The organism is Arthrobacter sp. 35/47, assembly GCF_000520475.1.
GTDB lineage: Bacteria > Actinomycetota > Actinomycetes > Actinomycetales > Micrococcaceae > Arthrobacter_D > Arthrobacter_D subterraneus.
In genome coordinates, this window is sequence record NZ_KI914587.1 from 69,349 (window position 1) to 83,348 (window position 14,000).

Annotated in this window: 14 protein-coding genes; 5 read left to right on the forward strand and 9 right to left on the reverse strand. The window is 65.0% G+C overall.

Translation table 11 applies throughout. The features are described from left to right. Positions 1-151: 151 nt before the first annotated feature. The 4 genes from X803_RS0104975 to X803_RS0104990 form a co-directional block, all read right to left on the reverse strand. Positions 152-1,225: a BMP family lipoprotein gene (locus tag X803_RS0104975; RefSeq protein WP_051470473.1), complete on the reverse strand. Its 1,074-nt coding sequence runs from the start codon at positions 1,223-1,225 to the stop codon at positions 152-154. Between the two features lie 269 nt (positions 1,226-1,494). After that, entirely contained in the window at positions 1,495-2,553 is a 1,059-nt protein-coding gene (locus X803_RS17920) for an LLM class flavin-dependent oxidoreductase (RefSeq protein ID WP_253907393.1), read from the reverse strand. Between the two features lie 46 nt (positions 2,554-2,599). After that, entirely contained in the window at positions 2,600-3,745 is a 1,146-nt protein-coding gene (locus X803_RS0104985) for an amidohydrolase (RefSeq protein ID WP_090587523.1), read from the reverse strand. A gap of 128 nt (positions 3,746-3,873) precedes the next feature. Beyond that, the gene (locus tag X803_RS0104990; protein WP_026544281.1) at positions 3,874-4,995 is read right to left on the reverse strand and encodes a mannose-1-phosphate guanylyltransferase; all 1,122 of its coding nucleotides are present in this window, start codon (positions 4,993-4,995) and stop codon (positions 3,874-3,876) included. 226 nt (positions 4,996-5,221) lie between these two features. Here X803_RS0104990 and sdhC point away from each other — a divergent pair, with 226 nt between their 5' ends. The 4 genes from sdhC to X803_RS0105010 all read left to right on the forward strand — a co-directional run bounded on the left by sdhC (position 5,222) and on the right by X803_RS0105010 (position 8,733). Further along, a complete protein-coding gene (sdhC, locus tag X803_RS0104995; RefSeq protein WP_035777966.1) occupies positions 5,222-5,602 on the forward strand; it encodes a succinate dehydrogenase, cytochrome b556 subunit in 381 nt (126 codons plus the stop codon). Between the two features lie 3 nt (positions 5,603-5,605). Further along, a complete protein-coding gene (locus tag X803_RS0105000; RefSeq protein WP_026544283.1) occupies positions 5,606-6,073 on the forward strand; it encodes a succinate dehydrogenase hydrophobic membrane anchor subunit in 468 nt (155 codons plus the stop codon). Positions 6,074-6,166: 93 nt separating this feature from the next. After that, the gene (gene sdhA, locus X803_RS0105005) at positions 6,167-7,945 is read left to right on the forward strand and encodes a succinate dehydrogenase flavoprotein subunit (protein WP_026544284.1); all 1,779 of its coding nucleotides are present in this window, start codon (positions 6,167-6,169) and stop codon (positions 7,943-7,945) included. Continuing rightward, positions 7,945-8,733 carry a succinate dehydrogenase iron-sulfur subunit gene (locus X803_RS0105010; protein ID WP_026544285.1) on the forward strand — a complete coding sequence of 263 codons (789 nt, stop codon included), beginning with the start codon at positions 7,945-7,947 and terminating at the stop codon, positions 8,731-8,733. Before sdhA ends, X803_RS0105010 begins: the two co-directional genes overlap by 1 nt. A gap of 163 nt (positions 8,734-8,896) precedes the next feature. On the opposite strand, the gene X803_RS17925 is transcribed toward X803_RS0105010, so the two are convergent. The 5 genes from X803_RS17925 to X803_RS0105035 all read right to left on the reverse strand — a co-directional run bounded on the left by X803_RS17925 (position 8,897) and on the right by X803_RS0105035 (position 12,991). Then, positions 8,897-9,877, reverse strand: a complete 981-nt coding sequence (locus X803_RS17925; RefSeq protein WP_156929966.1) for a YihY/virulence factor BrkB family protein — start codon at positions 9,875-9,877, stop codon at positions 8,897-8,899. Between the two features lie 94 nt (positions 9,878-9,971). After that, positions 9,972-10,592, reverse strand: a complete 621-nt coding sequence (locus X803_RS0105020; RefSeq protein ID WP_253907394.1) for a 2'-5' RNA ligase family protein — start codon at positions 10,590-10,592, stop codon at positions 9,972-9,974. After that, positions 10,582-11,625 carry a tryptophan--tRNA ligase gene (gene trpS / locus X803_RS0105025; protein ID WP_026544287.1) on the reverse strand — a complete coding sequence of 348 codons (1,044 nt, stop codon included), beginning with the start codon at positions 11,623-11,625 and terminating at the stop codon, positions 10,582-10,584. The genes X803_RS0105020 and trpS overlap by 11 nt, the downstream gene beginning before the upstream one ends. Before the next feature lies 1 nt (position 11,626). After that, positions 11,627-12,478: an exodeoxyribonuclease III gene (locus X803_RS0105030; protein ID WP_253907395.1), complete on the reverse strand. Its 852-nt coding sequence runs from the start codon at positions 12,476-12,478 to the stop codon at positions 11,627-11,629. 21 nt (positions 12,479-12,499) lie between these two features. Then, positions 12,500-12,991, reverse strand: a complete 492-nt coding sequence (locus X803_RS0105035) for a hypothetical protein (protein WP_026544289.1) — start codon at positions 12,989-12,991, stop codon at positions 12,500-12,502. Between the two features lie 178 nt (positions 12,992-13,169). Here X803_RS0105035 and X803_RS0105040 point away from each other — a divergent pair, with 178 nt between their 5' ends. After that, positions 13,170-13,943 carry a CHRD domain-containing protein gene (locus X803_RS0105040; RefSeq protein WP_026544290.1) on the forward strand — a complete coding sequence of 258 codons (774 nt, stop codon included), beginning with the start codon at positions 13,170-13,172 and terminating at the stop codon, positions 13,941-13,943. The last annotated feature ends 57 nt before the right edge of the window (positions 13,944-14,000 follow it).

Consider the following 14,000-nt stretch of genomic DNA (forward strand, 5'->3'; position numbering starts at 1 on the left):
AGCTGGACAGCTGCGGTGGGACAGGGTTCGCCTGTCCGCCGCACCCGCACAGCGGATACAGACTCAATTCAACCGTAACGCGCACACGCCGCCCGCTCCTGCAGGACCATGGAACCATCCTGGGAGCGGGCGGCGTGTGTCAGCTTCGGTGTTACTGGGGGCTCGCCTCGGACTCGACGGCGATCTCCCCGGAGATGATGCCTGCCTTGATTTCCTCAAGTTCGGCCTTCAGCTCGTCCGGGACGGAAGCCTCCTGGTCGTGGAAGGGTGCCAGTGCCACGCCGCCGTTTTCGAGGGTGCCGACGTACGGCTCATTGCTGAAGTTGTCCTCAACGTCCTCGGAGATGACCTGCTCAACAGCCTCGCCCATCAGCTTCATGACGGAGGTGAGGATGAACTCGGTTCCGCTCTCAACGGTCTCGAAGCCGTCCGAGTCTACCCAGATCACCTTGTTGCTGCCGCCGTCTGCGTTGGCTTCCTCGACGGCCTCGATGGTGCCGAGGCCCACGGGGCCGGCTACCGGCATGATGATGTCCGCGCCCTCGTTGATGAAGTTCTGCGTGTTCGTCTTGCCTGCGGCCTGGTCCTCGAAGTTACCGGTGAAGGTTCCGGTCTGTGCTTCCTTGTCCCAGCCGAGGAGCTGGACGTCGGCGTCCTTCTGCTCGTTGTAGTACGCAACGCCGTCGGCGAAACCGTCCATGAAGATGGTCACCGTGGGGATCTGGATGCCGCCGTAGGTGGCAACCCGGCCCGTTTCCGAGGTTCCGGCAGCAAGGTAGCCGGCAAGGAACGCGGCCTGCGCCGTGTCATAGATGATCGGCTTGACGTTGGGGAGGTCAATCTGGTTGTCATCGACAATCGCGAAGTTGGTCTCCGGGTTGGCTTCCGCTGCCTCGGCCGTGGTGGCGGAGAGCAGGAATCCGACGGTGACGATCATGTCGCAGCCGGCGCTGACCATGGAGTTGACGTTCGGGGTGAAGTCCGTCTCCGCCTGGGATTCCGCCTGGCGGACCTCGATGCCGAGCGATTCCTCGGCAGCCTGGATGCCCTCGTAGCTGGACTGGTTGAACGACTGGTCGTCGAATCCGCCCGAGTCGGAAACGATGCAGCCGGTGTAGTCGGTACCCTCCGCAGCGGGATCGGATCCGCCGCCGTCGGTCTCTGCCGGCGGCGCACCGCAACCGGCAAGGAGAAGGGCTGCTGCACCCAGTGCTGCAACGGACATTCCGGTGCGGCGCCCTGACAAGATCCGTGAATTCTTCAATGTTCCTCCGATAAGAAGTAAGCCCGCGAACAAGAGATCAATGAGTGTCCGTCTGCGATGCCCTGATCCGGGATCCAAGCTCTGTTTTCATTGATGTTCGCAGCGCCGGTCCCGCCTCAGTCCGGGACTCGATGATGAAGCTTACTCTAACGCCGGAGTGACCGGGCACACTACCAAGGCGCGGCCCGGTTCCCACATTGTTCAAGTTTTGTTACCAACGGGTAGGTGACTTACCGGGAGGCTGGTGCTCCGGCGTCGATCCGGGCCTGCGCGCTTCCCCAGGCATCCGCAAGGGAGGTCAGGGAATCAATCCTGGAACCGACGTCGTACGTTGTTCCGGTGATCATGAGTTCCTGCGCTCCGGTGAGTTCAACCAGCTCGCTGAGCCGCGCGGTCACCTGATCCGGCGTCCCGACTGCCTTGATCGCCGGGAGATGCTCGAGCATGAGCTGCTCCTGATCGGTGAACACCCGCTGTGCTGCCTCTTCCGGCGACACGATGGGCGCGGGCCGTCCGGACCGCAGCGACAGCGCCATCACCCTGGCGGGCCCGGCCAGGTATTCGGCCTCTTCCACGGTGTCAGCGGTCAGCGCCGAGGTCGCCAGCATGGCGTACGGCTCGGCAAGCGCCGGTGAGGGCTGGAAGTTGGAGCGGTACAGGCGCATGACCGCCGCCGGATCCTCGTTGCCGAAGTGGTGCGCGTAGCTGTACCGCAGGCCGAGCATGCCGGCCAGCTGGGCAGAGTAACCGCTGGAACCGAGCAGCCACACATCAGGGAACGACGACGGCGACGGGGTGGCTGCCAGCCGCATCACCCGGTCCGGCGTCCGGTTGTCCCCGAGGAGGGCGAGTACCTCGAGGACGTGCTGCGGGAACTCCTCCACGCCGAGCCCGTCGGTCTGCCGGCGCAGGGCCAGAGCGGTCATCTGGTCGGTCCCTGGAGCGCGACCGATGCCGAGGTCGATCCGGTCCGGGTGCAGCGCCTCGAGCAGGGCGAACTGTTCGGCAACCACAAAGGGAGCGTGGTTCGGGAGCATGACGCCGCCGGAGCCGACGCGGATGCGTGCAGTCTGCGCGGCAAGGTGGGCAATCAACACCGGGGGGCTCGTGGAGGCGACGGAGGGCATGTTGTGGTGCTCAGCGACCCAGAAACGGATGAAGCCCAGCCGGTCGGCGGCCTGCGCCAGCCGCGCACTGTCGGCGAGCGCCTCGGAACTGGTACGGCCGGACCCCACGGTGGCGAGGTCGAGCACGGACAGGGGCACACGGAAGGTATCGGAGTTGCTCACGCAGAGGAGTAACCGCGCGCCGGCGGGATGCATTCCCGCCGGATCTCTAGTGGCGCAGGCCCAGGACCGCGCGCATCGCAGCCGCTGCCATCACCCGCACGCCGCATCCGATGGCGTGCTCATCGGGCCGGTAGTCGCCGCGGTGCAGATCGTAGGTCTCCCCTCCGGGGGTCCGGGTTCCGAGCCGCATCATGGCGCCGGGCACCTTCTGCGTCATCCAGGCGAAGTCCTCACCGCCCATGGACTGCGGGGTGAGCACCACGGAGTCCGGGCCGAGTTCCGCGCGGGCCGCGGCCTCGATCAGCCCGGTCTCTGCCTCGGTGTTCACCACCGGCGGCACCCCGCGGGTGTGCTCGAGCTTGACGTCGACGCCGAACGGGGCAGCCACCTGGCGCACCGTTTGGTCAAGCAGGTCACCGGCTGCCTCCCACGCCTCCCCGTCGAGGCAGCGCATGGTGCCGGACATAAACCCGTGGGCGGGGATGGCATTCGGGGCTGAACCCGCATGGATCTGGCCCCAGACCACGGAGACGGCGCTGCGGACGTCGATGCGGCGGGCCAGCACGGCGGGGACGTTCGCGGCGATGTGCGCCAGCGCAAACACCAGATCCTCGGTGAGGTGCGGACGGGACGTGTGGCCGCCGCGTCCGGTGAGCTCGACGCGCACGGTGTCAGAGGCCGAGGTGATCGCGCCGATGCGTGTTCCCACCAGGCCCACGTCGATGCGCGGATCACAGTGCAGCGCGAGAATGCGGGGCACCCCATCGAGGACGCCCTGCGAAATCACGTCCAGGGCGCCGCCGGGCATGGTCTCCTCGGCCGGCTGGAAGATCACGCGTACGCGCCCGTTGAGCGGGAACTCGGCGTCGATCTTGGCGAGAACCTCCGCGACGCCGAGCATCACGGTGGTGTGGACGTCATGGCCGCAGGCGTGCGCAATACCCGTGGCGCTCGAGGCGTAGGGCAGCTCCGTCTCCTCGAGGATGGGAAGCGCGTCGATGTCGGCACGCAGCCCGATTTTCAGCTCGCCCCGGCCGATGTCGACGTACAGGCCGGTATCCTCAAGGCGCTTCGGCTTCAGCCCGGCCGCTTCGAGGTGCTCAACGAGCCGGTCCGTGGTGCGGTATTCCTTGTGCGACAGCTCGGGGTGCGCGTGGATGTCACGTCGGAACCTCGTCAACTCGTCCAGCATCGGAGCGGCCCACACGCCGATGTGTGGGACGACGGGAGCCTCGGTGGAAGTTTTCTGCACCTGACAAGCGTAACCAACCTGTCGACGGCGGCTCTAACCGCGCGTCATTGGGCGACGTGCACGCCCGGTCAGAGGACGTCCACGTCGCCGCTGGCCCGCAGCGACTCCACTGCTTTCTTCACTTCCTGGGCATGTTCCTTGGTGGTCACCAGCAGTGCGTCGGGAGTGTCCACAATAACGACGTCGTCAATTCCGATGAGCGCGATCACGCGCTTGGTGTCGGAGACCACAATGCCGGAGGCATTCTCCGAGAAGACGCGCGCGCCCTCGCCCATCACCGTCAGCTCACTGTTCTCCATGGCAGGGTTGAGCCGGCCGATGGCTGCGAAGTCGCCGACGTCGTCCCAGCTGAAGTTGCCCGGAATCATGGCGACATCGCCCGCGGCCGCGGCAGGCTCGGCAACCGCGTAGTCGATTGCGATCTTCGGCAGTGTGGGCCAGACGCGGCGGGCAACCTCATTGCGGGACCGGGTGTCCCAGGCGGCGGCGATCTCCATGAGCCCGGCATAGAGGAGGGGTTCATTCGCTTCGAGGTGCTTGAGCATGAGGGCCACCGGCGCCACGAACATGCCGGCGTTCCAGCTGTACTTGCCGCTGTCGATGTACTCACGGGCGACGGCGACCGACGGCTTCTCCACAAATTCGATGACGGAGTGCGCGCTCGGTGCGCCGGCGATGTCCAGCGGATCACCGGCGCGGATGTAGCCGAAGCCCGTGGACGGATGGGTGGGCAGGATCCCGATGGTCACGATGTAACCCTCGGCAGCGGTGTGGACGGCCTCGCGGACTGCGGCCTGGAAGTCCTCAGCAGGGGCGATCACCTGGTCAGCTGCAAACGAGCCCATGATGATGTCGGGATCGCGGTGGTAGAGGATCGCGGCGGCCAGCCCGATCGCCGCTCCTGAGTCCTTCGGCTCGCTCTCAAGGACCAGGTCGGAGTCCTTCAGTTCGGGCAACTGGGCGCGAACCGCCCTGCGGTGTGCCTTCCCGGTCACCACCATGAGGCGTTTACCGCTGAGCGGTTGGAGCCGCTCATAGGTCGCCCGGATCAGGGTGCTGCCCGAGCCCGTCAGGTCATGCAGGAACTTGGGCGCTGCCGCCCGGGACAACGGCCATAGCCGGGTGCCGGTTCCGCCCGCCGGAATGACGCCGTGGAATCGGTCCAGGGGGCTCTTTTCATGGGTGCTCATCGCTTCCACATTAACAGCAGGGCACAATGCACCGGATTCCGGTGCAGTCCGGACGTTAACCTGGCCGCTTTTGCGCGCATGTTAACAAGGTCACAACGTAGGGTTCCCTAAATTGAACCCCCCAACCGCCGGGCCTAGATTAGGCTTGTGGAACGAGTGCTCTCGCGGGGCGACATTCCAGCGTGGAAGACGCGCTAACGCCTCCGCGACACAGGGAGGTTTTTCAGTGTCGAAGACACCAGCAGGCACCCTCTACCGTGGCCGCGAAGGCCAATGGTCCTGGGTAGCGCATCGTATTACCGGCGTCGTGATCTTCTTTTTCCTACTGGTGCATGTGCTCGACACCTCTCTGGTGCGGGTCTCCCCCGAGGCATATGACGCCGTCATCGAGTCCTACAAGAACCCCATCATGGGTCTGGGAGAGCTGGGACTGGTGGGCGCTATCGTCTTCCACGCCTTCAACGGCCTCCGCGTTGTCCTTGTGGACTTCTGGAAGAAGGGCCCCCGGTACCACCGGCAGATGCTGTGGGCCGTCGTCGGATTGTGGGCAGTGACCATGATCGCCTTCTCCATCCGTCATCTCTCTGTTGTCTTCGGAGGTCACTAAGCCATGGCAGCTCCCATCGTTGAATCTCCCCGCTCCGGCCGCATCTCACCGCAGTACCGGCGCAGCGGCGGGTCCAGGGGCAACTTCGAGATGTTCGCATGGCTGTTCATGCGCCTCTCCGGTGTTGTCCTCGTAGTGCTGATCTTCGTACACCTGTACATGAACCTGATCGACGGCGAAGGAATCGAAGGCGTCGACTTCGGCTTCGTCGCCGGCAAATGGGCTGACCCGCTGTGGCAGGTCTGGGACCTGGTGATGCTGTGGCTGGCTATGCTGCACGGCACCAACGGCGTACGCGTGATCATCAACGACTACGCCGAAAAGGACTCCACCCGCTTCTGGCTGAAGAACGTCCTGTACGTCTCCACCGTCGTCATCATTGTGCTCGGCACCCTGGTGATCTTCACCTTCGATCCCTGCCCCGTGGTCAACGGCGTTCCGCACGTCGCCGACTACTGCCCGGCGCCCTGACCTTCCAGTTTCATACGGTCCGTAGTTCAGCAGCACCGGACGGCGGAAGATCCAACCAGATATATCGCCAGTTCCAACAGAAAGAGCAAAGGTATGCAGGTCCATAAGTACGACGTCGTTATTGTGGGCGCAGGCGGCGCCGGCATGCGCGCCGCGATTGAATCCGGCCAGCGTGCACGAACGGCTGTACTGACCAAGCTCTACCCCACCCGTTCACACACGGGAGCGGCACAGGGCGGCATGTGCGCCGCCCTCGCCAATGTCGAGGAAGACAACTGGGAATGGCACACCTTCGACACCGTCAAGGGCGGTGATTACCTGGTTGACCAGGATGCCGCTGAGGTCATGGCCAAGGAAGCGATCGACGCCGTTCTCGACCTCGAGAAGATGGGCCTGCCGTTCAACCGCACCCCTGAGGGCCGGATCGACCAGCGCCGCTTCGGCGGCCACACCCGTGACCACGGCAAGGCCCCGGTCCGCCGGGCCTGCTACGCCGCGGACCGCACCGGCCACATGATCCTCCAGACTCTCTACCAGAACTGTGTGAAGCACAACGTCGAGTTCTTCAACGAGTACTACGTGCTGGACATGCTGACCGTGGACGAGGAGTTCACCGTCGACGGCGTGACGCGTATCCGCAAGCGGGTTGCCGGCGTCGTCTCCTACGACCTCGCCACCGGTGAACTGCACGTATTCCAGGCAAAGTCGGTTGTCTTCGCCTCCGGCGGTGTGGGCAAGGTATTCAAGACCACCTCCAACGCGCACACCCTGACCGGCGACGGCATGGGCATCGCCTTCCGCCGCGGCATCCCCCTGGAAGACATGGAGTTCTTCCAGTTCCATCCCACCGGCCTCGCCGGGCTCGGCATCCTGCTCTCCGAAGCGGCCCGCGGTGAAGGCGCAATCCTGCGCAATTCCGAGGGTGAGCGCTTCATGGAGCGGTACGCCCCCACCATCAAGGACCTCGCACCACGCGACATCGTTGCGCGTTCCATGGCCAACGAGGTGCGTGAGGGCCGCGGCGCAGGCCCCAACAAGGACTACGTCCTGCTGGACCTCACCCACCTGGAGCCCGCGCACATCGACGCGAAGCTGCCGGACATCACCGAGTTCGCCCGCACCTACCTGGGCGTGGAGCCGTACACGGAGCCGGTGCCGGTCTTCCCGACCGCGCACTATGCCATGGGCGGCATCCCCACCAACATCAAGGCGGAGGTGCTGCAGGACAATGACACCGTTGTGCCGGGCCTCTACGCCGCCGGCGAGGTTGCCTGTGTCTCCGTTCACGGGTCCAACCGCCTCGGCACCAACTCGCTGCTGGACATCAACGTCTTCGGCAAGCGCGCGGGGATCGCGGCGGCCGAATACGCCCTCACCGCGGACTTCGTCGAGATTCCGGACAACCCGCTGGTGGAGACCGAACGGCTGCTCGACACGATGCGCAGTTCCGAGGGCGGCGAAAGGGTTGCCCAGATCCGCCAGGAACTCCAGGACATCATGGACGCCAACGTCCAGGTGTTCCGCACCGAGCAGACCCTGAAGGAAGCCCTCGAGGTCATCGACAAGCTCGAGGAGCGCTACACCCGCGTCACCGTCCAGGACAAGGGCAAGCGGTTCAACCTGGACCTGCTGGAAGCCGTTGAGCTCGGCTTCCTGCTGGACATGGCCAAGGTCATGACGGCCGCCGCCCTGCACCGCAAGGAATCCCGCGGCGGCCACTTCCGCGAGGACTACCCCGAGCGCGACGACAAGAATTTCATGACCCATTCCATGGCCTACAAGGACCCCACCGCCACCGAAACCAGCGGTGTGCGCCTTGAGACCAAACCGGTAGTCTTCACCCGTTACCAGCCCATGGAGCGTAAGTACTGATGAGCACCCCAACTGTCGAAAAAGAACCGGCTTCCAAGGTCGAACTCGCTCCCGGCGTCGGCGGCGGCGGCGAGATCCCCACCTTCGACGTCACCCTCCGGGTGCGCCGCTACAACCCCGAGGTGTCCGATGAGGCGCACTGGGACGAGTGGAAGCTCACCATGTACGGCACCGACCGCGTGCTGGACGCCCTGCACAAGGTGAAATGGGAGCACGACGGCACGGTCTCGTTCCGCCGCTCCTGTGCCCACGGTGTGTGCGGTTCCGATGCCATGCGCATCAACGGCCGCAACCGGCTCGCCTGCAAGACCCTCCTGAAGGACCTCGACACGTCCAAGCCCATCCTGGTGGAGCCCATCAAGGGCCTGCCGGTGGAGAAGGACCTGATCGTGGACATGGAGCCGTTCTTCCAGTCCTACCGGGAGATCATGCCGTTCCTGATCAACCGTGGGCATGAGCCCACCCGGGAACGCCTGCAGTCCGCCGAGGAGCGCGAGCGCTTCGATGACACCACCAAGTGCATCCTGTGCGCCGCGTGCACGTCCTCCTGCCCGGTATTCTGGACCGACGGCCAGTACTTCGGTCCCGCCGCCATCGTCAACGCGCACCGGTTCATTTTCGACTCCCGCGACGACGCCGGCGACATGCGGCTTGAAATCCTCAACGACAAGGAAGGCGTGTGGCGCTGCCGCACCACCTTCAACTGCACCGAGGCCTGCCCCCGCGGCATCCAGGTGACCCAGGCGATCGCCGAGGTCAAGCAGGCCATCCTGTCCCGCAAGGTCTGACCGGGCAGGCGTCACCAGCACGGCATTCACCGGCGCAGTAAAGGCTCGCAGCTGATCAACGACGGCGCGTGGTCACCGAAAAGGTGGCCGCGCGCCGTCGTCGTTCCACTCCTTATCGGAAATTTTGCGCATCTGAGGAGACTCCAGCGCTCGGGATCCCGCCTTAGGTGCCCGAATGTTCCGAGGTCTTTGCCGCTGCGCCACGGCTGCGCTGACGCAGCGAGCGGGCGCGCCCGGCGCGGTCCCTGGAACGGGCGGACCGCGCGTCGGCGGACCCGATGGCGCCCCACGCGGCGGCCAGCAGGTACACCTGGCTCAACAGGAAGAACCAGACAAAGAGACCGAGGATGACGGCGAAGGGTGCCAGCAGCGGATTGCGGTCGACGCCGGCCAGGAGCAGGGTGCTGAACGTACGCAGGACGGTGCTTCCGACGCCGGCGATCAGCGCGGCCTGCAGCAGCACCGTGCGCGGCATCTCGATTGCCGAGGCGGCCCGGAACAGGATGACGGCCACCAGCGTGTCGAGGAGCAGGGTGACCAGGAACCCCGCGATCTGCGTAAGGGTCCTGGCAGCGCTGTCGAGGCCCACCAGCGGGAGCACCAGGTCCAGGACGGTGTTGGCGATGACGCCGACGGCGGTGGTCACCACGAGCGCCACCGCCAGAATCAGCAGAATGAGCAGGTCCTTGAGTTTCATCAGGATGGGATTGGTCTCAACGGCGGGAACATCGAAGATGCCGCGCATTCCCTCGCGTACTCCCCCGATCCACCGCAGCGAGGTGAACAGCATGACCAGGGTCGAGATCAGCAGCGCCATACTGAGACTGGATTCCAGGCCGAAAAGCTGTTCCGGCCTGGCTATACCCGACCCGCCTCCCGGCCCGTCGGTATCAATGAGCCCCGGAGTAGTCCTGTCCACCGCGCGCACGATCATCGCCTGAAGCTCCGGGTTTCCTGAAACCACCAGACCTGCGATGGAGAAGCCGACGACGAGCAACGCTGCGACGGCGAAGAACATGTTGTAGGCGATGCCTGCGGCCATCAGCGGTCCGTGGCGTTGTGTGTAGAGCTGGAACGCCCGCATGGGGCGGAACGCACCCAGCCTGGCCACCAGGTAGGCGAACGTGGCCGTGAGGACGGGCATGCCGCCGCTGTGTTCGCGCCGTACCCTCCCGAGTTCCCGCCGGGCCCGCAGCACTTTCAGCCGGAGCTTGGCCCGCTCCGTGGGAAACGGTGTGTCAGGCTCCTGCTTTTTCGCCGGCGGCAGCGTTCTGACCAAAAGTAAGCTCTTCCCGTAGTTTCCACACGCCCGTCACATCATGCTCATACAGTCCCATGGTACGTACGGTGAACGAGGCCTCGAAGTCTTCCAGCTGCTGCTCGGCGGCATCCATGTTGGCCTCACTCACGTCATGCGCCACGGTGACGTGCGGGTGGAAGGGGAACTCGAGGTCGCGGGCAAGCGGCCCGGCCTGCAACCGACGGTGCAGGTCAACGCAGGAGGCAAATCCCTCGGTCACGTTGATGAAGACCACCGGAGTCAGCGGGCGGAACGTGCCCGTGCTCTTCAGCGTCACCGTGAACGGGCACTGGGCGGCGGCGACCTCCCGCACATGCTGGATGATGGATGGCCAGTCCGTGGCCGGTGTGGTGGTGATCAGCGTGATGTGAGGGGGCACCAGGGCGGCCATCGGATCGCCGAAGGAAGCCCGCCAGCGCTCCAGCTCCCCGGCAATGGGATCCGGAATGGCAATCACAACGCCCACGCTGTAGCCCTCGACAGCCCGCCGGCCCACTATGTAGGTCGGTTGGAGCTGCTCGGTGTCGCTGACGGGGTGGCTCATGATGCTAGAAGGCACCCGCCGGTCCGCGGCCATGCGCTGGGAGAAACCCTACTTTCGAGAACACATCTGCCAGCGTAACGGACGCAATCGCCCGCGCCTTTTCCGCGCCCACCGCGAGGAGCCGGTCAAGCTCCGCCGGATCCGACAGCAGCTCCAGCGCCCGTGCACGGACCGGCTCCAGCCGGTCCACCACGACGTCGGCGAGCTCCACCTTCAGATGCCCGTACATGCGGCCCTCGAAATGGCCGACGACGTCATCCATGCTCTTGTCCGTCAGGAGCGAGTAGATGGAGAGCAGGTTGGAGATGCCGGGCTTCTCCTCGCGGTCGAAGCGGATCTCGGTGCCGTCATCCGTCACTGCTGACTTGATGCGTTTGGCGGTAACCTTCGGCTCGTCCATGATGTTGATCAGCCCTGCTGCGGAGCTCGCGGACTTCGACATCTTGGCCGTGGGGTACTGCAGATCGTAGATCTTCGCCGATTCCTTCTGGATGAACGGTTTGGGGACAACGAACGTTTCGCCGAAACGCGTGTTGAACCGCTGCGCGAGATCCCGGCTCAGCTCGATGTGCTGGCGCTGGTCTTCCCCAACGGGGACACCCTCCGGCTGGTACAGCAGGATGTCCGCGGCCTGGAGGACGGGGTAGGTGAACAGTCCCACGGAGGTGGAATCCGCCCCCTGCTTGAGTGACTTGTCCTTGAACTGGGTCATCCGCGAGGCTTCACCGAACCCGGTGATGCAGTTCAGCACCCAGGCCAGCTGGGCGTGCTCGGGAACGTGGGACTGGACAAAGAGCGTGCACTTGTCCACATCCACCCCGCCGGCGATGTACTGGGCGGCGGTCAGGCGTGTGCGCTCGGCAAGCTCCGCGGGATCCTGCGGCACCGTGATGGCGTGCAGGTCCGGGATGAAGTAAATCGCATCATGGGAATCCTGCATCCGAACCCACTGCACCAGGGCACCGAGATAGTTGCCCAGGTGCAGGGAGCTGCCCGAGGGCTGCATCCCGGACAGGACTCGCTGGCGGCCGGTGGAAGAGGAAGTCATGTCAGTCCTGGGGTTGTAAGAGCTGGTAGTCGACAACAAGCGGCGCGTGATCCGAGAAGCGGGCTTCCCAGGAGTGCGCCCGGTCAACGACGGCGGAGGTGGCGGCTGCTGCGAGTTCAGGGGTGGCGAGGTGGTAATCGATGCGCCAGCCGGCGTCGTTGTCGAACGCCTTGCCCCGCCAGGACCACCAGGTGTACGGACCGTCCACGTCGCCGGCGAGATACCGGTGCACGTCGACCCAGCCCACGGCGTCACTCAGGAAGGAATCGAAGTAGGCGCGTTCCTCCGGCAGGAAGCCGGCCTTTTTCAGGTTTCCCTTCCAGTTCCGGATGTCACGGGTGGTGTGACCGACGTTCAGGTCCCCCACCACCAGAGCATGGTCCCGGGTGCTGCGCAGCTCAGTGAGCCGGGCCTTCATCAGGTCGAGGAACCGGTACTTGTCATCCTGCTGCGGCGAACCGGCTTCACCGGAGTGGACGTATGCGCTGACCACGCTGAGGGTGGATCCGCCCAGGTCGAAATCGGCTTCCACCCAGCGGCCGGCCGATGCGAAGTATTCGTCGCCGATATGCTCGCGGGTCTCGGAGGGCGCCAGGCGGGATGCGACGGCAACACCGGCACGGCCCTTCGCGGCGGCCTCGGAGTGCAGGATGTGCCAGGAGTCCCCTAGGAGCTCCCGTACCACGGAGTCCGGGGCGCGGACCTCCTGGAGGCAGAGGATGTCCACGTCCCTGTCCGCGAGCCATTCCTGCATGCCCCGCCGGTAGGCGGCGCGGATGCCATTGACGTTCACGGTGGCAACGCGGAGCGCTTCAGGGTGTTTGCTGTGTCTCAGGGTCGGTGCCGAACTCACCCGATCAACCATACCGGAGCGCTATTCGACGACGGTGCCCTCGACGGGGCCGTCGTCGTTGTTTTTCATCATGCTCCGGGCATTGTGGGAGGTGATCTCAATGGTTTCCAGGGCGCGGTCCACCATGCCCTGGTCCTTGCCGAGATGATCACGGATCACGCGGGCCTGGACCTGGACGATCTTGAAGCTGTGGTCCAGCTTTTCATCCCGCATGGCAGCGCTGGGCGCAGCCGGTCCCCTGCCCGCCATACCGCCGCCGGCGGTCCTGTTGAACTCGTCGATCCGTGCGCTGGCCTTGCGGGCGGCTGAGCGCACCGTGAAGACCACGAAGCTGAACACCAGCAGCCACCCAAGGGAGATGATCACCACAAGCCAGCCGACGACGTCGTTCTCATTGGCCGCGAAAACCACCGCGACCAGGAAGACGACAAGCATGATGGCCATTCCGACGCCGCCCATGCGCAGGCTCAGGCCCTTGCCCGCGGTTTTTCCAGAAGTTCCCAGTGGTTGCATGCTCCTATTGTCTCAAACCGGCGGAGCCGTCCGGGCGGCTTCCACCACCGGCGAAAAGCCGGCCGGGCGGGCACGCAGAAGATTTTTTCAAACTCCACCCATCCGTGATGCAGACCACCCCGAACTAGGGTCATGCGTACTTTTCCGGTGCGCGTTCCATTCGCATCATGGAGGAATCATGAACAAGAACGCTCTTTTCGCAGTTCCCACTCTCGCACTCGGTCTGCTCGCCCTCGGCGGTGCACCGGCCATGGCGGCCGACCACGCCGAGTCCTACTCCGCAACGCTTGGACAGCTGAACGGCACCACCGGTACCGGCACCATCACGGTCGATGTGCAGGACAACCAGGCCACCGTTAACCTTCAGGTCTCCGGCCTCGCCGAGACCTTCATGGACGGCCCCTACCCCCACGTCCAGCACATCCACGGCGGCGCACAGGGCGTCTGCCCCACTCCGGCCAATGATGAGAACGGTGACGGCCTCGTCAGTGTCACCGAAGGTGCAGGCGGCTACGGCGGAATCGTCACCACGCTGTCCACCAGCGGTGACACGAGCCCCGCTGCCGGTCTTGACCTCGCACTGGGCGGCCAGGGCGGCTCCTACACCGTCCAGCGGACCTTTGAGCTGAATGAGGAGACCCACGCGGCTCTCGAAGCCGGAACCGCTGTGGTTGTGGTTCATGGTCTTGATCCCGCCACTGCAGGCGTCAGCGAAGAGGTGTTCAACTCCCCGAGCGACCTGGACCCCAACCTGCCCCTGGGCGCCACCTCGCCTGCTCTCTGTGGCACCCTGACCGCAGCCCAGATGGGCGCCATGCCCCAGGGCGGCGCTGACACCGGCGTAGAGCAGCAGACCGGCTCCAACCTGGGCATGATCGCCCTCGGTGGCGGCCTGGTCCTGGCAGCAGCAGCCGGCGGCACCTACGCCGTCCGCCGCGCGAACAACAACTAAGGAATAACCTGATCCCATGATCAGTTCCATCACCGGCCGTCGCAGAAGCCTTGCCGC

Bases quoted from the DNA above. Each gene is read 5' to 3' on its own strand.
- X803_RS0104975 (WP_051470473.1), bottom strand. From the start codon at position 1,225: ATGTCCGTTGCAGCACTGGGTGCAGCAGCCCTTCTCCTTGCCGGTTGC.
- X803_RS0104985 (WP_090587523.1), bottom strand. From the start codon at position 3,745: ATGCTGGACGAGTTGACGAGGTTCCGACGTGACATCCACGCGCACCCC.
- X803_RS0104990 (WP_026544281.1), bottom strand. From the start codon at position 4,995: ATGAGCACCCATGAAAAGAGCCCCCTGGACCGATTCCACGGCGTCATT.
- X803_RS0105000 (WP_026544283.1), top strand. From the start codon at position 5,606: ATGGCAGCTCCCATCGTTGAATCTCCCCGCTCCGGCCGCATCTCACCG.
- sdhA (WP_026544284.1), top strand. From the start codon at position 6,167: ATGCAGGTCCATAAGTACGACGTCGTTATTGTGGGCGCAGGCGGCGCC.
- X803_RS0105010 (WP_026544285.1), top strand. From the start codon at position 7,945: ATGAGCACCCCAACTGTCGAAAAAGAACCGGCTTCCAAGGTCGAACTC.
- X803_RS17925 (WP_156929966.1), bottom strand. From the start codon at position 9,877: ATGCCCGTCCTCACGGCCACGTTCGCCTACCTGGTGGCCAGGCTGGGT.
- trpS (WP_026544287.1), bottom strand. From the start codon at position 11,625: ATGACTTCCTCTTCCACCGGCCGCCAGCGAGTCCTGTCCGGGATGCAG.
- X803_RS0105035 (WP_026544289.1), bottom strand. From the start codon at position 12,991: ATGCAACCACTGGGAACTTCTGGAAAAACCGCGGGCAAGGGCCTGAGC.
- X803_RS0105040 (WP_026544290.1), top strand. From the start codon at position 13,170: ATGAACAAGAACGCTCTTTTCGCAGTTCCCACTCTCGCACTCGGTCTG.